Source organism: Campylobacter concisus, assembly GCF_902460715.1.
Classification (GTDB): Bacteria; Campylobacterota; Campylobacteria; order Campylobacterales; family Campylobacteraceae; genus Campylobacter_A; species Campylobacter_A concisus_AK.
This window is the reverse complement of the sequence record NZ_CABPUX010000002.1, coordinates 473445-491990: the sequence shown is the minus strand read 5'-3', so window position 1 is coordinate 491990 and position 18546 is coordinate 473445. Positions and strand designations below refer to the sequence as shown.

Here is an 18546-nt window from a genome sequence, read left to right as displayed (position 1 = left end):
ATGGATAAAATAGCAAAATTAGCACTATCTTTAAAAGAGGATATGATCAAAGATCGCAGATACTTTCACTCGCACCCAGAAACTGGCTGGTTTACCTTTTTTACGACTGCGGTTTTGGCAAAAAGACTTAGCGAGCTAGGCTATGAGGTGAAGCTTGGCGAAGAGGTCGTAAAAAGCGATGCAAGACTTGGAGTTGGCAGCAAAGAGCAGTGCCAAAAAGCGATCGAGCGAGCAAAAAGTCTTTTAAATCCTGACGAGGCAAAATACCTTGAATGCATGAAAGATGGCCTAACTGGGCTAACAGCCTTCATCGACACAAAAAGGCCTGGTAAATTTAGCGCTTTTAGATTTGACATTGATAGCGTTGATGTGACAGAGAGCGCAGAGGCTGCTCATAGACCTTGTAAAGAGGGTTTTGGCTCAGATATCGCTGGTATCACGCACGCTTGTGGGCACGATGGACACATGGCGATGGGTCTAGCACTTGCAAAGCTGATCGCTAAAAATTTAGACGAGTTTAACGGCAAATTTAAATTTATATTTCAAACAGCAGAAGAGGGCACAAGAGGTGCCGTGGCTATGGAGGCTGCTGGGGTGCTTGAGGGCATCGAGTATCTACTTGGCGGACACATCGGCTTTCAAGCAGAAACAAATGGGGGCATAGTTTGTGGCACAAACAAACTGCTTGCAACATCTAAATTTGACGTGCATATCACTGGTCGTTCAGCTCACGCAGCAGGAGCGCCGCAAGAGGGAGCAAATGCCCTTTTAGCCGCTGCTCAAATGGCTCTAAATATGCATGGCATCACAAGGCACGCAAAGGGCGTGACTAGGATAAATGTGGGCGTTTTAAGAGCAGGTGAGGGCAGAAACGTCATCGCACCAAACGGCTATCTAGCCTGCGAAACAAGGGGCGAGGATACAAATTTAAATGAGTTTATGTATAAAAAATGTATGGATATCGTAAAAGGCGTGAGTGAAATTTACGGCGTTGAGAGCAAGGTCGTGATGACTGGGGGCACAAGCGGGGCAAATAGCGACAAAGAGGTGACTGAAATTTTCTATGAAGCAGCAAAGCAAAGTCCATTTATAGATGACGATAAGATCGTTAAAGAGCTTGACTTTGGCGCTTGCGAGGACTTCGCCCACTTTATGAGAGCTTTGCAAGATAGGGGCGCAAAGAGCGGATATATGATGATCGGTACAAATTTAAAAGCAGGCCATCACAACAGCAAATTTGACTTTGACGAGGAGTGCTTGGTCGCTGGGGTTGATATCTATCTAAGGGCTGCTTACAAACTAAACGGAGCTAAAAAATGAAAAATGCTTTACTAATCAGCGCTTCAAGCTACCAAGATACTGGCTACTTGAGACACTGCAAAAACTGGGTTAAGGACTTTTTGGGCGAGAGTGGCAAGGAGGAGATTTTATTTATCCCTTACGCTGGAGTTAGACGAAGTAATGACGAATACGAGCAAAAGGTCATAGACCGCCTAAAAAATAAAAATATAAAATCTATCCACCACTACGAGGATAAAATTTCAGCTATCAAAAACGCCAGCAGTATCGCAGTTGGCGGTGGTAATACCTTTATGCTTCTTTACACGCTTTATAAACTAAATTTAATTGAGCCTATAAAAGAGGCTGTGGCAAACGGAGCAAAATACTTTGGCTGGTCAGCTGGCGCAAACATCGCTGGCAAGACGATGATGACGACAAATGATATGCCTATCATCATGCCAAAGTCCTTTGATAGCCTAAATATCTTCCCATATCAGATCAACCCGCACTTTATAAGTGGCAAACTAGCAGGTCATAACGGCGAGAGCAGGGAGGAGAGGTTGGAGGAGTTTTTGATAGCAAATCCAAAAGAGACTATCTATGCTTTGCCTGAGGGCACGGCTTTGCTTATAGCTGGTAGCGAAGCTGAGGTCATAGGACACAGCGAAATTTTAAAATTTGAGTATCAAAAAGAGATAGAAAAAATAGAAGTTGGAACTAAATTTAAAATCTAAACAAGGAGAGAGGTATGGAATCATTCAAGCTAATTGCTGCCATTCTTGGCATCGTTGCAGTTGTAGCACTTCTAGTCTTAAAAAAAGAGACAAGAACGGTGCTAATAGGTGTTGGTTTGGTGCTTTGTATAATCGCACTAAAACCGATGGGAGCACTAAGTGCTTTTACTGACTATATGACTAAAGCAGGGCTTATAAAGGCTATTTGTGCAAGTATGGGTTTTGCTTTCGTTATGAAATACACAATGTGCGATAAACACCTTGTTGCGCTTCTTACAAAGCCACTTAAAAACGTGGGATTTATCTTGATCCCTGTAACAACCGTGCTAACTTACTTTATAAATATCGCCATCCCTTCAGCTGCTGGCTGCTCTGCTGCTGTTGGTGCGACGCTTATACCACTTCTTATGGCATCAGGCGTTCGCCCTGCGATGGCTGGTGCGGCTGTTTTTGCAGGCACATTTGGCTCGGTCCTAAGCCCAGGCTCTGCGCACAACATATATGTGGCTGACCTTGTTAAAAAGACAGTTGAGGGATATACAGTTCAAGACATCATAAAAGTGCAAATTCCTAGCGCATTTACAGCTCTTGTTATCGTAGTTGTCATGCTAACTATTGTCGCAATATTATTTAAAGACTATCAAAAAGGTACAAATTTCACTCTTGAAAATGGCGCCTCAAGCGAAGAGAAGTCAGCGTTTAAAGTAAATTTGATCTACGCTCTTATGCCACTTGTCCCACTTGTTATCTTAGTCATCGGCGGAACAAGCCTAGCAAAAGACTACAGCTTTTTGGCATGGACAAAGATGGGCGTTGCTGAGGCGATGATACTTGGTGCTATCATAGCTATCTTTGCTACGCTTACAAACCCACAAAAGATCACAAAAGAGTTCTTTAACGGCATGGGTCACGCTTACGCTGATGTTATCGGTATCATCATCGCAGCTGGCGTCTTTGTCGCAGGTCTAAAGGCGTGTGGAGCTGTTGATGTGGTCATCGCGTGGCTAAAAACTGATCAAAGCTACGTTAAATTTGGCGGAACATTTGTGCCATTTATCATGGGTATAGTTACAGGCTCAGGCGACGCTGCTACATTTGCATTTAACGAAGCTGTTACAACAAACGCTGCTGCTCTTGGCTTTGAGCAAGATAAGCTTGGTATGGCTGCGGCAATCGCTGGCTCACTTGGACGTTCAGCTTCTCCGATCGCTGGAGCTGCTATCGTTTGTGCAGGTATTGCTATGGTTAGCCCAGTCGAGCTTGCAAAAAGGACATTTTTGGGTATGTTTCTCTCTGTTGTGGCGATCGCATTTTTCGTCATCTAAGGATGAAAGATGGATATCGTAGAGAGATTTATAAACTATACGAAATTTAACACCACGACAAATAAAGAGAATGGATTAAAAGGCATTATGCCTTCTAATCCAACCGAGTATGAGCTAGCCAAATTTCTAAAAGATGAGCTTAGCTCGCTTGGTATAAAAGATATCATCTTGCAAGATAATGCCATCTTGATAGCAAAGATCCCTGCAAACTGCGAAAATGCTCCAAGTATCGCCTTTTTTGCGCACTTAGATACAAGCAGCGAGCAAAAAAACGACACAAAAGCTAAGATAGTAAAATACACAGGCGGCGACATCTGCCTAAACGAAGAGCAGGGCATCTATCTTAAATTTAGCGACAATCCAGAGCTTAAAAAATACGTTGGCGACGACATAGTCGTGACTGACGGCACTAGCTTGCTTGGTGCTGATGATAAGGCGGCGATCGCTAGTATCGTAAATATGGCTAGCTTTTTCATGCAAAATACTGATGTAAAGCACGGCAAGATCGTGATCTGCTTTGTGCCTGATGAGGAGCAGGGCTTGCTTGGTGCAAAGGCGCTTGATGTAAATTTGCTTGGGGCTGACTTTGGCTACTGCTTAGACTGCTGTGAGATAGGCGAGCTAATATACGAAAACTGGAACGCAGCTGACTGCACGGTGGTCTTTAAAGGCGTTTCAGCTCACCCGATGAATGCAAAGGGCAAGCTTGTAAATTCGCTACTTCTTGCGCATAAATTTATCTCGCTTTTGCCAGGTGGCGAAGTGCCAGAGTGCACCGAGGGCAAAGAGGGCTATTTCTGGGTAAAAGAGCTTAGTGGAAACAGCGCGAAAACGACGCTCAAGATCGACATAAGAGAATTTGACGAGGTGAAATTTCAAAAAAGGCTTGAGTTTTTAAGTGAGATGGCAAGCTCTTTTAATAAAATTTATGGGGATCGTTGCGAGATCACGCTAAAAACACGATATGAAAATGTCTTTAAGTTCTTAAAAGATGAAAACTCACTGCCTATAAAACTGGCAAAAGATGCCTTTAGCGAGCTAAATATCACGCCAAACATAAAGCCGATGCGTGGCGGATACGACGGTGCTGCGATCTCTGCAAAGGGCGTGCCAACGCTAAATTTATTCACAGGCGGAAACAACTTTCACTCCGTCTTCGAGTACTTGCCAGTTAGCAGCCTAAAAGCCGCAAGCGAAGTCATTAAAAAAATCGTAATTAACGCTGCTAAATAAACTTCATAAAAGCCTAGATTTAGTAAATTTAGGCTTTAAATTTTACTTTCAGGACAAAAATGAAGGCTTTAGCTTTGTTTAGCGGAGGGCTTGATAGCATGCTCTCTATGAAAATAATAAGCGATCAAAATATCGAAGTGGTCGCGCTTTATATGGATACTGGATTTGGCGTGGATGAGGAGAAGCACGAAGTTTTAAGGCGCCGTGCAGCCTTGGCTGGGGCTAGCCTAAAAGTGGTTGATATGAGAAACGAGTATCTTCGCGACGTGCTTTTTAACCCAAAATACGGCTACGGCAAGCAGTTTAACCCATGCATCGACTGCCACGGATATATGTTTAAAACCGCTCTTAATATGCTAAAAAGCGAAAATGCAAATTTTATAATCACAGGCGAAGTCGTAGGACAAAGGCCGATGAGCCAGCGCAGAGATGCACTTTTTCAGGTTAAACGCCTAGCTGATGACGAGGATGATCTAGTGCTTCGTCCGATGTGCGCTAAACTCTTGCCACCAACTAAGCCAGAGCGCGAGGGCTGGGTCGATCGAGAGAAGCTGCTTGACATAAGCGGGCGCGATAGAAAGCCGCAGCTTGCTTTGGCAAAGAAATTTGGCTTTGAGGACTTTGCAACGCCTGGAGGTGGCTGTTTGCTAACGATTGAGAGCTTTGCTGTAAAGATAAAAGACTACTTGAAATTTGATAAAGAGATGCGAGATATCGATGTTACTTGGCTAAAACTTGGTAGGCATCTGCGCTTGGTAGATGGCGCAAAAATGATAATAGGACGTGATGAAAACGACAATAACGCACTTTTGGCGCACCCAAATGATAAATTTACTAAGATCAAATTTGATGAGCGAGATGATATCGTCGGAGCTGTTAGTTTTATAAGTAAAAACGCTAGCAAAGCTGACAAAGAGCTTGCTGCAAGGCTCGCACTAGCTTATACAAAAGCTAGCCAAGATGATGAATTTGAAGTTAGCATCGCTAATGAGAAATTTATTATTAGGCCTGAAGATAAAAAGCTAGCACAAGAGTTTTTTGTGAAGTAAATTTAAATTTGCAAAGGAATTTGATCTAAATTTCTTTGCAATATCTAAAATTTTATAACTATTTCAAGCCCCCACAAAATCTAAATTTACAAAATTCCCAGTCATAAATATGTCACAACTGTACCAAAGTACAATGGTTTGATTTTAATAAAACCGCTAAATTTAGGAAAAAATTTAAAAAGGGAGATGCATGTCAAAGGAAATAGGCGTAGTAAAAAATGTAACGCAAGGAAGCGTAAAAGCCGTAAGCCTAACAGGCGAAAGCAGAGAATTAAAAGTAGGTGACATAGTATATCAAGGAGAAAAGATAGTCACTGAATCAACTGACGCAAAAGTAGTAATAGCAAAAGCAGATGGAAAAGAGATAAGCCTAATAGGTAAAGACTCAATAAATTTAGACCAAAGTGTAGGTGAAAATTCTCAAACAACAGCAGACATAACTTCACTTCAAAAATCAATCTTAAGTGGTGAAGGTTTAGCTGGTTTAGAAGAGACTGCAGCTGGTGGAAACCAAGCTGGTGGAAACGCTGGAGGTGACGGAGTAAGTCTTGGTGCTGCTAGCTTTGCACAGGGTGGCCACTACTCAAATATAAATGCGAATTTTAACAACCTCTCATCTCAAGCAAGCGCAAATGCCCCAGTTCAAACAGGTGTAGGTGGTGCAGTTACACTTGACAACCTTGCAGCTGCTATTGACGCGATATATCCAACTAGCAATGTTCCAACTCCAACTATTACATCGATAATAGATGGTACTTATGGTGGTAAGTGGAATGCTGATGTAATAGGTGATCTATCAAATGATAATAGACCATTTATCAAAGGAACAGCAGAAGCTGGATCAATAGTTGAAATCTATGACAATGGCAATAAGATAGATGAAACAAGAGCCTATGATGATGGCACTTGGGAGTATGTGGTGCAAAATGACCTTCCTGATGGAAAGCATACTATCACAACTGTGGCTGTTGTAGATGGCGAGAGAAGCCTTAGCAGCAAAGGAGCTGAGGTTACTATTGATGCAACTAAGCCAACAATAGAGTGGACAGATTTGCCACATAACATTATAAGAAAAAATGTAATTTCTATGAGCGATAGTGATCCTGAGCCATCAATGAGTGGTAAGACTGAGCCAAATTCTGAAATAAATGTAAAAATAGGCAAGATAGATGATAATGGAGCTAATACAGTTTTTGAAGGCAAGGTAACAGCCGATGATAATGGTAATTTCACAGTAGATAAATCTACAATGGGTGATGGTTTCCCAGAGCACTTTGTACCTGGCGAATACTCTTTCACAACACAGGTATTTGATCCTGCTGGTAATTCAAGTTTTACAAATTTGCCTAAAAACTATACGCCAAAAAATGGTGCATTCTCAATAGAGCGCATATATGATGATGATTTTAGTGATCTAACAGAAGTGCAAGGCGATTATAGTCCTGTTTATAGACCTGTTGATGGGGATAGAAAGCCAACATTTGAGGGCACAGCAGAAGCAAATGCTGAGATAACATTAGTTGTTAAGCATCATGGTTATGATTTTAATACAGAAACGAGAACTCCAGTTGAGATACAAGATATTTTAACAACAAGAGCTGATGAGAATGGCAAATGGAGCGTAGAGGCAAAAGTTGATTATAAAGACTCTATGCTTGACTACCACACAGTTGAGGCAAAAGCTACCAACCCATCAGGTGAGACGCTTGATCTTACTCCAACTACATTTTTCATGCCAACAACTGCACCCGAAGATCACCTATAATCAATTATGCGAAGAGTTTTGCTCTTCGCTATTTCTTATTATTTAAAAAATTATTATTTGACACAAATTTAGATTTATACAAATTTCAAGTAGGATAACGCGGTGCAAAATGTCCCTAGCGCATATCTAGTGCCTAGTGCTGTCTATGAAAAGATGACAGAGATAATAGAAGAGTATCATCTAAGTAAAGCAGTAGATATTGCTCTAGCAAGTGGTGAAAAACCAGTAAAAGTAAGTTTAGATGAGCTATGAGTTAGAGTTCTTGTCAAGTGCTTTAAAGGAGTGGCAAAAGCTAGATAAAAAATTTAAAATATTTACTATTCAAATTTACAACTACGTCGCAAATCCAAAAAATTTAAAAAACTATTTCCTATTAAATTTTTTATCATAAATAACATGATCTCTTTCTTTGCCTATTTAAGATACTTTATAGCTACTTTATCACAATTGCGATCAGTTAGCTCTAGTAGTATCTATATTGCTGTTTTATTTAGATCTATGATGGTAGTGTTATAGAGATGGTTGGGGAGAGGAAAGAAGGAGAAAGAGTCAATACCTAAAAATATAATCCACTCTTTAGCTTGAGATTCTCGCAATTAAATTAATTGCTTTTCAAAAATTTAATTAGAGATTGACCTATTATATAAGTTCTTTTGTCGCCAGTTATACTAAAAAGAGAAGCTAATGCTATAAAGTAGTCACTGCTTAGAGATATACATAATCCCCCCCCACATTATTTAGTTTCTATAAAATTATCTTTTATACCTTATAAACTTAAGCCAAGGTTTTGTTTAACAAATTTATAATAAGCCTTTTTTATCTTAATCTTAAAGGAATAAACATGAAAGGGACTGTATTAGCTCCTGGCATAATATTAAATGCTGATGATCAGCGTTTTACTTATATACAAGAAGACGTAGCGTCTGTGGCAAAAGACGGAGCTGCCATAGTTTTAAAACAAGGCGATGAGGTTGATTTTATCGCGGATGGACAAACTGCAAAACAAATTTATCTTACAAAAACAAAATCTATGAATCTAAATTTAGATAACATAAATTTTGATATCAAAAGCAATGATTTATCTACCATTAGAACGCTGGGATTAGCAGGCTCTGCTTTACCTATTTTGGGCATTATCCCATTCATCGGATTTATCTTTTTTATCGCCGGATTTTTATGTATGTTGTTTGCTATATTTAAGCTATCAGATAAAGTTGGCAGTCCTACGCTAAAGAAAAACTATATCTTATATCTAGTTGTTGCGGTAGCATCAACTATCCTGATCTCGATCGGCGTGATAACTGGGGCATTAGGCTTTGCTGGTATGGGTTCTGGCTATGCGAATGCTGGTGGGACAGGTGCTATTTTTGGCGTCATTTTAGGTTTAGTGGGCGTTGTAGGTATGATTTATGCATTTTTCAAAGAATTTCAAGTCTATAACGAGCTTTCAAACATATCTGGCGATAAATTTTTCCTATACTATTTTATAGGTTCGGTTGTTGGAACCATTACTTTATTTATAATCATTGGTTACATCTTGTTGATTGTGGCATTTGTTTTACAAATCGTCGCATGGTATAGACTACAAGAGGTTAAAGCAGCTTAAATTTAATCATAAATCGGAGGGAATTTTCTGCTCCGATTTTCTTTCTTTATACAACACAAAACTTGTATTTAATTAATGAAACTAGCATTAAGGATATATTCATTCTAAGCTAAATAGCATTGGGCTATTTGAATTTATAGAGAATAAAAAGAAGCAAGCTAGGAAATGTGGCAAAGCAGTTAGACTATTTAATTGTGATAATAAAGACTTCTCTGAATATTTTAGAAAGAATATCAATACTAAAGTTATAAAAGATGGTGATAAAACAAGGACGTTTCACTCATTTAGACACACTTTCATAAACAAGCTCATTCAAAGTGGCCAAAGAGTTGAGCATATAGCTGCTCTGGTAGGGCATGAACAACAATACAAGATCACCATGAATACTTATGGCGAACCAGTAACTCCAAAAATTCTAAAGGATCTAGTTGAAGAGGTAAATTTTTATCAAGGAGGGGAAGAGTGAGTGCTTTTTAATTGTAAATGTATATAGCCATTTACAATAGAGAGAGTTTTTATGCTTTTTAAGATCAACTATATTTGTAGTATATCCCATATCTTTTTATGATATAATTGTATTGTATTACATAGTAAAGGGATAATATGCTAGATCAACTTTTTTTAAAGAGCAATGACCTTATAAGGTTAAACAACCATAAATTTAAAAGATACTTTATAGACTCCAAGGACTTATCTCATAGACTTATCGTTATCCTGGGACAAAGAGGAATAGGTAAAACAACTACACTAGCTCAGCTAGCTAGTAAAAACAAAGATAGTCTTTACCTAAGCCTAGATGACATAGAGATATCAAATGACATAACCTCGATTATAAGAGAGTTTGTATTAAATGGCGGAAAACATCTATATCTGGATGAAATTCATAAAAGTAAAGATATATCGGCCGTATTAAAATTTGCCTATGATAATTTTAAAGAGCTAAACATAGTAGCTACTGGCTCGTCTGCTCTTGAAGTGTTAAAAAGCTCTCATGATCTAAGTAGAAGAGCGATCGTATATAAGATGAATGGAATGAGTTTTAGGGAGTATCTAGGGCTAAGGTATGGTATAAATTTAGAAGCTATTGAGCTTACAAATTTACTTACAAATCATCAGGAGATAGCTATTGACATCATTAACGCCTTAAAACAAAAAGAGCTAGCCGTCATTAAGCTTTTTAGAGAGTATCTAAAGGTGGGTTACTACCCATACTACAATGGTATGCCAAATGATACTGTCTTTTATCAGACTCTAAGGCAAAGCATAGAAGCTACGATAGATAGCGATCTTTTAAGCATATATCCAAATTTAAACGGCAATACGGCAAGAAAACTAAAGATTTTAACTCATGCTATAAGCACAAACGTCCCATACCAGCCAAACTACTCAAGCCTAAAATCGCTTGTTGATATAAGAGACGATAGAACCCTAAAAGAGTATCTTGCTATGCTTGATAGTGCTGGGCTTATAAGGCTTTTAATGAAAAACGAGCTTGCTATAAAAAATATGGATAAGGCAGATAAAATTTACCTTGAAAATACAAATTTAATGTATATAAATAGCCCTGATATAGGAAATGTGAGAGAGACATTTTTTGCCAATCAGCTTGGAAATATCACTGAAATTTACTCTGGCAAAAATGGTGACTTTATAGTGGATGATAAATTCACCTTTGAAATAGGCGGAGCAAAAAAGAGCTTTGAGCAGATAAAAGATATGCCAAATTCATTTATAGCAGCAGATGATATTGAAGTCGGTGTCGGCAATAAGATACCATTATGGCTATTGGGGTTTTTGTATTAGGATTTATGCATGAGTAAGAAACCAAATAGAACAAGAGTTGCCAAAGGGCGGTGGGATAATATTTTTTTAGAATATACAACACAAAATCGGAAATAGTGTCTAAAATTTCAAAAGATTTGAAAAAATGATTTAACGAAGAAAAAACTGGCTCTACTTTAAATGCCTATGCTAGTGCTGCTGGATATAGGCTAGATGTAAATTTTGTGCAATAGCTTTGGAATGATTTGCATTTATATAAATCTAATATGTTGATCTTCTAATATCCTTTGGGTGCTTTTGTTTTCTTGTATAGGTCTTTTTAGATCTCACGACTCTTATATGCAGGCTGATGCTTCCTTTGATAGACGCTACTATAACTGTATCTCTTGTTTTTGTTTTCATTTTTATCCTTATTTTATAGAAGTACAGCAATTATAAAGCCCAAAAACGACAGCATGTGTCATAAAAATTAAAAACTAAGCAATTTTTCTATTTTGCTCCTTTTTTGCCACAATGTGTCCAACTTGCTAGATACTATCCCATCTTGTTTATTTAAAAAGGAATAATAATGAAAAAAATGTTTGTTCTAATAAACCATAATTTAACACAAGAGCAAAAAGATCAAGCTATAAAATCATTTGATATCGACTCTATAATAAACATTACCGACGATACGTGGTCAAACATCAACCCAGCAGATGAAAATATATTATATGCTTTAAATACATACAAAAAAGAGTTGATGCTTGAAGCTAAAGCTGGTGATATTTTGTTGGTTCAAGGTGACTTTGGCGCTACTTACAACATGATAAATTTCGCTAAAAATATCGGGATAAAAACCATCTACGCAACCACTAAACGCATCGCTCAGGAGCTTACCATAGATGGTAAATTAGTAACTAGGCGTGAATTTAAGCATGAAAAATTTAGGGAGTATTTATAAAAACCACCTTTTTTATTAAGTAAAACACAAGTTGCAAAACGAGATAATCTCCTATACTTCAAAAATATAAGTTGTTAAATTCAAAGGAAGCAAAATGCCGCTAACTATAGTCAAAAAAGCAAATCCGCCCCAGAGTGAAGAGATCAACAACAAAACAGCCGTTATCACCATCCTTGGTATACAAGGACAAAAAGACAACATCAAAACCAAAGGCTGTGCTAAGTACTATTTTGCTGGTGAGAGCCCTGATAACTCGCAAGAATTTTTTAACACCTTACCTCTTCTAGCAGATAAATTTGGTGCTGAAAATATAGTGCCTATATATACTGCCGATGCTAGAGAGTTTAACGAAGAGGTAATGGCACACTATGTAAATTTTAGGATAAATTTTAACGATAGCTACAAGATCACAGATGAGAAAAATTTTGAAGCTATATTTGAGATATTTGAAAGAGCTGTAGATGACCTAGTTAAAGGTGGTGTTGGCAAGATCGTCTTTGACGTGACGCATGGTTTTAGGCATCTGCCTTTGTTAGCGCTAGTTGATCTACTCATACAAAATTTCTCAAATGTCTCTCAAATAGATCAAATCTTATTTGCAAAAGAGATAGAAAAATCCAAGCTATACGAGATAATAGATCTAAGACAATACTTAGATATCGCCAACATTGCTTTTGTGATCGCAGCTTTTTCTCAAAACTATACTTTGGCTCAACACATAAGAGCAAAGAAATTTGAGTCGCTAGTAAATGCTTTAAACGATTTTTCAAATAATATACTAAGCCTAAATATTGCAAAGTTAAAAAGCTCGCATAACGAGTTGATCAAAGAACTTGACAAGATAGATGATATCGCACTGATATCAAGAGCTAGGGATCTAAAAGATAGGCTAAATAAAATATGTGACTGGAGCGATAGCGCATATATTTTTAGGTATAAATTAGCCAAAGATATGTTTAAAAAGGGTTATTTGCTGCAGTCGTTGGTGCTGCTGTTTGAAAGTGTGAATAGTTACATAGTTGGAGTTTTTGAAAGAAATATCCCTATCGTGTATAAGAAAATTTTAGATGAATGCTCTACTATGGGCGTTAGAAAAAATTATCTGATAAGCAATTTCTTTATTCAGTCGTTAAAAACTAGAGCTTATGAAACTGATGATGACTTTGTTGGCAGGACTATGAAAAATTTAAAGTATCTTGAACTTTCAAAAGAAGATATAAAAGAGATTAGACGGATTATAAATACAAAATTTGGCTCTAGCAATGAACTGGCAAAATATCACAAGCAGTTAGACGACCTACGCAACGACTTTGCACATGGCAATATCAGCGAAGAAGAATTTAGCCATATTAAACAAGAGATAAAAAAGCTGTTTGATAGATACCATAATTTTATAAATATACAACAAAGCCTATAATTTAATATTTTTAGACACTATATGTCTATAATGCCCCTTATAATCTCCGAAAAAATAACGGAGGTTATAATGAGCAACCAAGCTTTCTTAGACGGCATGAGAGAAATTTTCCATATGACAGACCGAAATAATTTACAAAACATTTTACTACATGGCTTGCAAAATCACTACAACACTTATAAACAAGTAGATATCAGCAACCAAGAGGTAAATGCAAGGCGCGAAAAGATTGAGCGCATATATGGACATAAAATTCACGACTATGTTCCTTTTTATTTTAATCCACGCAATGCCATGCTCTATAGAAATAGAAGCAATGCTCGCGTTATCATTCTAGGACTTGACGTTCGGGTTATCAAAGATCATCGCAATGGCTTTTTGATCTCAAATCGCAATGCGTCTGCAGATGAGGCTAAATTTAGTAAAAATTTGCCCGACTTGCAAGATCCAAATTTTATAAATTTTGATGATGTCTTTTCTCCAAGATGGTGCAACAATGGCATTGCAAACAATGATATCAAGCAAAAAATGATGGCAGAAATTTTGATCAATGATGTAGTTTATAGCCGCTATATACGCTCTATATATGTTAAAGATCAAATTAGTAAAAAAGCTATCGAAGAGCAACTAGCTGGCGATCTTAAAATGTATAATATCAACGTCATAGTTGATCCAGCTAAATTTTTCTAAGGATAAAAAAATGGTAACACTAAAATATGGAAATATATTTAACACCAAGGCAGGCACTATCGTAAATACCATTAACTGCGTAGGCGTCATGGGTGCTGGTATAGCCTATGAGTTTAGACTGCGCTATCCTGAGATGTTTGCGCGATATGTCGAGCTTTGTAGTGAGGATAACCCAAATAAAATAGATATAGGCAAGCTATGGCTATATAAAGTAAACGATGGACGACAGGTGCTAAATTTCCCTACCAAAAAGCACTGGAAAGATCCGTCAAAAATGAGCTACATAAAAGCCGGCCTTGAAAAATTTGCAAATACCTATGTGAGCAAAAATATCGATAGCGTCGCATTTCCGCTTCTTGGCGCTGCAAATGGCGGACTTGATAAAGACGAAGTTATAAATTTGATGATGAAATTTCTAGAGCCTTTAAATATAGAGTGCGAAATTTGGGAATTTGATGAAAATGCAAGTGATGACTTGTATGATGATTTTGCACTAAATTTTGATATCGATGAGCTAAAAAGGCAGACCAAGATCTTGGGCGTAAAAAATATAAGATTTCAAGCTATCAAAGATGCTATAGATAGTGGGCTATATCACTCGCTAAGCTCTTTGCTAAGGGCTCCTGGCATAGGCGATAAGTCGCTTGAGGCATGTTTTAGGATAGTTAAAAGCATGCCAAAAAGACTATTTTAGTTAGAGTAAATTTTTACCTTCTTCTATCTTTTTTATGATCTTTTGTTTTAGCCCCACTGGGGCTAAAATTTTGACGTATCCCAAAAACTCCATGATAAAAAACTCTATCTCCTTAAGATCGCTAAAATGATAACTGACCACGATCGCACCGTCTGACTTGCGCTCTATGATCTTTTGTGAGCGAAAAAATTTTTTTCTCTCAAACAAAAAGGCTTTTTGCGGACTGATCTCGAGCCGTACTTCTATAAGCGAGCTTCTCCACTCATGCGAAAAAACAGCAAACGGCGTTTGGATGTTTTTTATAAAGTCGTCGATGTTGTAGTCGTGATTAAACGTTTCGCCTTTGATAACCTCTAAATTTACTATCCCAGCTATCCTAAAAAGTGAAAAATCATACTCGTTGTTGCTATTTGCCAGATATAAATTTTCATTGATTAGCAAAATTTTATATGGCTTCACCTCTTTAAATTTTTTGCTATTGGATCTGCTTGTAGGCGTATACTCAATCGCGAGCTTTTTTCTATAGCGTATCGCATCTTCTAGTGTTTTTATGACGCTTTTGTCTAGTTCCGTCTCGATCGGGCTTGTGACAAAGTCATAAACGCCCAAAGACTCGTTTATAGCTTGAGATATAGCCGTTTTCTTGCTGGTTTCGTTAAATTTTTGAGAGTTTTTGGCAAGCATCGTGTAGATTATCTTTAGGACATTTCTCTTTCTCTCATCGAGCAAATCATCAAGTAAATTCGTATTGATAGCCTGGTAGCAGCCAGGATCTGTTCGCTTTATCTCTATCTCACCAAATACACTTTTTATAGCATCAAAGTCTCGTCTTATTGTTTTATAGTTTAGCCTCGGAGTATCATCTTTTTCATTTACCCACAGCTCGTCTTGTGCAGTGTTGATTATCTCGCCACGATTTAGCTTTTTAAGTAGCCATAGTATCCTGGTTTGTGCGTCCATTACTTTATCCTTTATATTCTCTAAAGTTTTTTATGAATTATACACAATATGTCCATACACTCTTTTATAATTCTCCCAACAAAACAAAATAATTCAACACAAAGGGGTTAAAATGGCAAAATGCTATTCACGTTCTTATTCAAAGTCTTCTTCATCGTCTTCAAGCAGATCTTACTCATCTGCTCGCGCTCACCAAAAAGTGGGTCAAAGCTTTGGTGGCTACACCAAAGTCCAAACGACTAAGGGTACATTTCGCATGAAGCCAACTTCTAAATAGTTGGCCCATGCAGCCATGAAGCAAAATTCATGGCTCATTTGAAGTAGTCTATGTAAAAACAAAATAATTCAACACAAAGGGGTTAAAATGGCAAAATGCTATTCACGTTCTTATTCAAAGTCTTCTTCATCGTCTTCAAGCAGGTCTTACTCATCTGCTCGTGCTCACCAAAAAGTGGGTCAAAGCTTTGGTGGCTATACCAAAGTCCAAACCACTAAGGGCACATTTCGTATGAAGCCAACTTCTAAATAGTTGGCCCATGCAGCCATGAAGCAAAATTCATGGCTCGTTTTCGTAGCTTTTATTTATCTACGCAAATCACAAAAACCTATCTTTATTGTAGTTTTTCATAAATCTAAGCCAATCTGTTCTTATCCAAATTTATCCAATAAACGCATATAAGCACCACTCATTTATTTTTACAAATAACAATATAAGCCACTACCTACAACTTTACCAAATTTCATTAGTCCCCTTGATCGGGTCAAATTTGTTTAAATACATCCTAGACATCGATGCCATCATACCGCCCGAAGTGTTTCAATCCCCTTAGTCGGGTCAAATTTGTTTAAATCCTTGAGGTAGCGGAGCTTCTAGAGATAGAAGTTCAAGTGTTTCAATCCCCTTAATCGGGTCAAATTTGTTTAAATAATGGTAGCAAGTAACAGCCTAGAAGCATACAACAAACTGTTTCAATCCCCTTGATCGGGTCAAATTTGTTTAAATATTGCCTTATGAAATTACGATCAGGCCACTAACTAAAGAGTTTCAATCCCCTTGATCGGGTCAAATTTGTTTAAATAATAACGATGGATCAGTTGCTTTTGAACAAGAAAAAAGGTTTCAATCCCCTTGATCGGGTCAAATTTGTTTAAATGCTAAGAAAGGCTTAGCTAAACAGAACAAACGTATGTTTCAATCCCCTTGATCGGGTCAAATTTGTTTAAATTAGCGAAGAAAGGTCTTCGTGCTCAGAACAAATCGGTAGAGTTTCAATCCCCTTGATCGGGTCAAATTTGTTTAAATACTATGTGAAGGTCCCTAGCCAATTTCATAGCGTAGGGTTTCAATCCCCTTTATCGGGTCAAATTTGTTTAAATGTGTGTGATGTCCTAGAGATTGAAGTTCAGGACATCAAAGGTTTCAATCCCCTTTATCGGGTCAAATTTGTTTAAATATTACCTACCGCAAGGTAGGAATTACTACAACGTTGTAGCGTTTCAATCCCCTTTATCGGGTCAAATTTGTTTAAATATCTCCCACAAGGTAGAGCATTCTACAACATTGTCTCAAAGTTTCAATCCCCTTTATCGGGTCAAATTTGTTTAAATCGAAAAAATAAGCCGTTCACTCAACTATCTGCCATCTGGTTTCAATCCCCTTTATCGGGTCAAATTTGTTTAAATATACTACAATATTGTGGTCAAAGACCACAAAATGGTGTTTCAATCCCCTTTATCGGGTCAAATTTGTTTAAATCTAAGAATGCTGAAGAAGCTCTAGCTGCTGTTAAGCAGTGTTTCAATCCCCTTTATCGGGTCAAATTTGTTTAAATACACCAGAGGAGACTCTTACATACCTCCAAACCCGTCAAGATGGTTTCAATCCCCTTTATCGGGTCAAATTTGTTTAAATGCTATTTGCAAAGCAGAAAAGACGAGAACATCGTAGGTTTCAATCCCCTTTATCGGGTCAAATTTGTTTAAATATTATGAGCCTCTATTAGCTGAGATACATAAACGTGTTTCAATCCCCTTTATCGGGTCAAATTTGTTTAAATAGGTATTGTACTTGAAGTAGCAGAACTCTGTGAAGTAGGTTTCAATCCCCTTTATCGGGTCAAATTTGTTTAAATTACAGCAGTTGAAGCTGCTGAGCTATTCGAGATCGAGGTTTCAATCCCCTTTATCGGGTCAAATTTGTTTAAATACAGCAGTTGAAGCTGCTGAGCTATTCGAGATCGAGATTGTTTCAATCCCCTTTATCGGGTCAAATTTGTTTAAATTTAATCTCAGTTCTTGAAATGAACGGCGAGAAAATAAGCGTTTCAATCCCCTTTATCGGGTCAAATTTGTTTAAATGGCGAGAAAATAAGCCGTTCTTTAAATTACCTACCTAGTTTCAATCCCCTTTATCGGGTCAAATTTGTTTAAATATTTAAATCTGTAGGCATCGACAGCTTAAGAATAGCTTAGTGTTTCAATCCCCTTTATCGGGTCAAATTTGTTTAAATAAAGAGGCAGCTGCTAGTATTGCAGCCAACGTAGTCTTGTTTCAATCCCCTTGATCGGGTCAAATTTGTTTAAATTTTAGTGCGAAGTATCTCGGCGTCAAAGTTGAAGAGTTTCAATCCCCTTGATCGGGTCAAATTTGTTTAAATGTGCCTAGTGGTCTAGGCGAGGTAGAGCTGAGCAACTTAGTTTCAATCCCCTTTATCGGGTCAAATTTGTTTAAAAATGTAGCTGCTAATATTACCTTAGAGGTCTGCGAATTGTTTCAATCCCCTTGATCGGGTCAAATTTGTTTAAATTTTAGTGCGAAGTATCTCGGCGTCAAAGTTGAAGAGTTTCAATCCCCTTGATCGGGTCAAATTTGTTTAAATTTCAAGTGGGCTTATGATAAGAGAGGTAGAGTATATTCGTTTCAATCCCCTTTATCGGGTCAAATTTGTTTAAATGTATTGTACTTGAAGTAGCGGAACTCTGTGAAGTAGAGATGTTTCAATCCCCTTTATCGGGTCAAATTTGTTTAAATTAGAGGCTGCGGACTTATTAGAAATAGAAGTCCAAG

Annotated in this window: 16 protein-coding genes and 1 CRISPR repeat array (1 of these 17 cut by a window edge); of the genes, 14 read left to right on the top strand and 2 right to left on the bottom strand. The window is 37.7% G+C overall.

Annotation, left to right across the window (positions count from 1 at the left end):
• From F3G91_RS08265 to F3G91_RS08220, 10 genes are all read left to right on the top strand, one after another.
• Entirely contained in the window at nucleotides 1-1320 is a 1320-nt protein-coding gene (locus F3G91_RS08265) for an amidohydrolase (protein ID WP_149701253.1), read from the top strand.
• On the top strand, nucleotides 1317-2015 hold the full coding sequence (gene pepE / locus F3G91_RS08260) for a dipeptidase PepE (RefSeq protein WP_149701252.1): 699 nt from the start codon (nucleotides 1317-1319) through the stop codon (nucleotides 2013-2015). Before F3G91_RS08265 ends, pepE begins: the two co-directional genes overlap by 4 nt.
• A gap of 14 nt (nucleotides 2016-2029) precedes the next feature.
• Nucleotides 2030-3340 carry a C4-dicarboxylate transporter DcuC gene (gene dcuC / locus F3G91_RS08255; RefSeq protein ID WP_149701251.1) on the top strand — a complete coding sequence of 437 codons (1311 nt, stop codon included), beginning with the start codon at nucleotides 2030-2032 and terminating at the stop codon, nucleotides 3338-3340.
• A gap of 9 nt (nucleotides 3341-3349) precedes the next feature.
• Nucleotides 3350-4573 (top strand): peptidase T, encoded by a 1224-nt coding sequence (pepT, locus tag F3G91_RS08250; RefSeq protein ID WP_149701250.1) that lies wholly within the window; start codon nucleotides 3350-3352, stop codon nucleotides 4571-4573.
• A 59-nt stretch (nucleotides 4574-4632) separates the two neighbouring features.
• On the top strand, nucleotides 4633-5622 hold the full coding sequence (locus tag F3G91_RS08245) for an argininosuccinate synthase domain-containing protein (protein WP_149701249.1): 990 nt from the start codon (nucleotides 4633-4635) through the stop codon (nucleotides 5620-5622).
• A gap of 190 nt (nucleotides 5623-5812) precedes the next feature.
• A complete protein-coding gene (locus F3G91_RS08240) occupies nucleotides 5813-7387 on the top strand; it encodes an Ig-like domain-containing protein (RefSeq protein WP_149701248.1) in 1575 nt (524 codons plus the stop codon).
• A gap of 102 nt (nucleotides 7388-7489) precedes the next feature.
• Complete coding sequence (locus tag F3G91_RS08235; RefSeq protein ID WP_223227852.1) at nucleotides 7490-7639, top strand: hypothetical protein; 150 nt, start codon at nucleotides 7490-7492, stop codon at nucleotides 7637-7639.
• Nucleotides 7640-8228: 589 nt separating this feature from the next.
• Nucleotides 8229-8993 carry a DUF996 domain-containing protein gene (locus F3G91_RS08230; protein WP_149701247.1) on the top strand — a complete coding sequence of 255 codons (765 nt, stop codon included), beginning with the start codon at nucleotides 8229-8231 and terminating at the stop codon, nucleotides 8991-8993.
• A 97-nt stretch (nucleotides 8994-9090) separates the two neighbouring features.
• Nucleotides 9091-9459: a tyrosine-type recombinase/integrase gene (locus F3G91_RS08225; RefSeq protein WP_317454221.1), complete on the top strand. Its 369-nt coding sequence runs from the start codon at nucleotides 9091-9093 to the stop codon at nucleotides 9457-9459.
• 137 nt (nucleotides 9460-9596) lie between these two features.
• Nucleotides 9597-10796, top strand: a complete 1200-nt coding sequence (locus F3G91_RS08220) for an ATP-binding protein (protein ID WP_149701246.1) — start codon at nucleotides 9597-9599, stop codon at nucleotides 10794-10796.
• 240 nt (nucleotides 10797-11036) lie between these two features.
• Here the strand turns inward: F3G91_RS08220 and F3G91_RS10295 are convergent, their stop codons facing one another.
• Complete coding sequence (locus F3G91_RS10295) at nucleotides 11037-11177, bottom strand: hypothetical protein (RefSeq protein ID WP_188116819.1); 141 nt, start codon at nucleotides 11175-11177, stop codon at nucleotides 11037-11039.
• Between the two features lie 166 nt (nucleotides 11178-11343).
• On the opposite strand from F3G91_RS10295, the gene csx20 reads away from it, so the two are divergent.
• The 4 genes from csx20 (at nucleotide 11344) to F3G91_RS08195 (ending at nucleotide 14519) form a co-directional block, all read left to right on the top strand.
• On the top strand, nucleotides 11344-11718 hold the full coding sequence (gene csx20 / locus F3G91_RS08210; protein WP_149701245.1) for a CRISPR-associated protein Csx20: 375 nt from the start codon (nucleotides 11344-11346) through the stop codon (nucleotides 11716-11718).
• Nucleotides 11719-11812: 94 nt separating this feature from the next.
• Nucleotides 11813-13135: a CRISPR-associated DxTHG motif protein gene (locus F3G91_RS08205; protein WP_149701244.1), complete on the top strand. Its 1323-nt coding sequence runs from the start codon at nucleotides 11813-11815 to the stop codon at nucleotides 13133-13135.
• 69 nt (nucleotides 13136-13204) lie between these two features.
• Nucleotides 13205-13825, top strand: coding sequence for a DUF4433 domain-containing protein (locus tag F3G91_RS08200; protein ID WP_188116818.1), 621 nt, complete (start codon nucleotides 13205-13207; stop codon nucleotides 13823-13825).
• A 10-nt stretch (nucleotides 13826-13835) separates the two neighbouring features.
• The gene (locus F3G91_RS08195) at nucleotides 13836-14519 is read left to right on the top strand and encodes a macro domain-containing protein (protein WP_149701242.1); all 684 of its coding nucleotides are present in this window, start codon (nucleotides 13836-13838) and stop codon (nucleotides 14517-14519) included.
• Here the strand turns inward: F3G91_RS08195 and F3G91_RS08190 are convergent, their stop codons facing one another.
• On the bottom strand, nucleotides 14520-15479 hold the full coding sequence (locus tag F3G91_RS08190) for a helix-turn-helix transcriptional regulator (protein ID WP_149701241.1): 960 nt from the start codon (nucleotides 15477-15479) through the stop codon (nucleotides 14520-14522).
• A 740-nt stretch (nucleotides 15480-16219) separates the two neighbouring features.
• Nucleotides 16220-18546: direct repeats of the CRISPR family, unit length 37 nt; unit sequence GTTTCAATCCCCTTTATCGGGTCAAATTTGTTTAAAT (it continues 39 nt past the right edge of the window).

Bases quoted from the DNA above. Each gene is read 5' to 3' on its own strand.
- F3G91_RS08205 (WP_149701244.1), top strand. From the start codon at position 11,813: ATGCCGCTAACTATAGTCAAAAAAGCAAATCCGCCCCAGAGTGAAGAG.
- F3G91_RS10295 (WP_188116819.1), bottom strand. From the start codon at position 11,177: ATGAAAACAAAAACAAGAGATACAGTTATAGTAGCGTCTATCAAAGGA.
- csx20 (WP_149701245.1), top strand. From the start codon at position 11,344: ATGAAAAAAATGTTTGTTCTAATAAACCATAATTTAACACAAGAGCAA.
- pepT (WP_149701250.1), top strand. From the start codon at position 3,350: ATGGATATCGTAGAGAGATTTATAAACTATACGAAATTTAACACCACG.
- F3G91_RS08200 (WP_188116818.1), top strand. From the start codon at position 13,205: ATGAGCAACCAAGCTTTCTTAGACGGCATGAGAGAAATTTTCCATATG.
- pepE (WP_149701252.1), top strand. From the start codon at position 1,317: ATGAAAAATGCTTTACTAATCAGCGCTTCAAGCTACCAAGATACTGGC.
- F3G91_RS08190 (WP_149701241.1), bottom strand. From the start codon at position 15,479: ATGGACGCACAAACCAGGATACTATGGCTACTTAAAAAGCTAAATCGT.
- F3G91_RS08195 (WP_149701242.1), top strand. From the start codon at position 13,836: ATGGTAACACTAAAATATGGAAATATATTTAACACCAAGGCAGGCACT.
- dcuC (WP_149701251.1), top strand. From the start codon at position 2,030: ATGGAATCATTCAAGCTAATTGCTGCCATTCTTGGCATCGTTGCAGTT.
- F3G91_RS08245 (WP_149701249.1), top strand. From the start codon at position 4,633: ATGAAGGCTTTAGCTTTGTTTAGCGGAGGGCTTGATAGCATGCTCTCT.
- F3G91_RS08220 (WP_149701246.1), top strand. From the start codon at position 9,597: ATGCTAGATCAACTTTTTTTAAAGAGCAATGACCTTATAAGGTTAAAC.
- F3G91_RS08240 (WP_149701248.1), top strand. From the start codon at position 5,813: ATGTCAAAGGAAATAGGCGTAGTAAAAAATGTAACGCAAGGAAGCGTA.
- F3G91_RS08265 (WP_149701253.1), top strand. From the start codon at position 1: ATGGATAAAATAGCAAAATTAGCACTATCTTTAAAAGAGGATATGATC.
- F3G91_RS08230 (WP_149701247.1), top strand. From the start codon at position 8,229: ATGAAAGGGACTGTATTAGCTCCTGGCATAATATTAAATGCTGATGAT.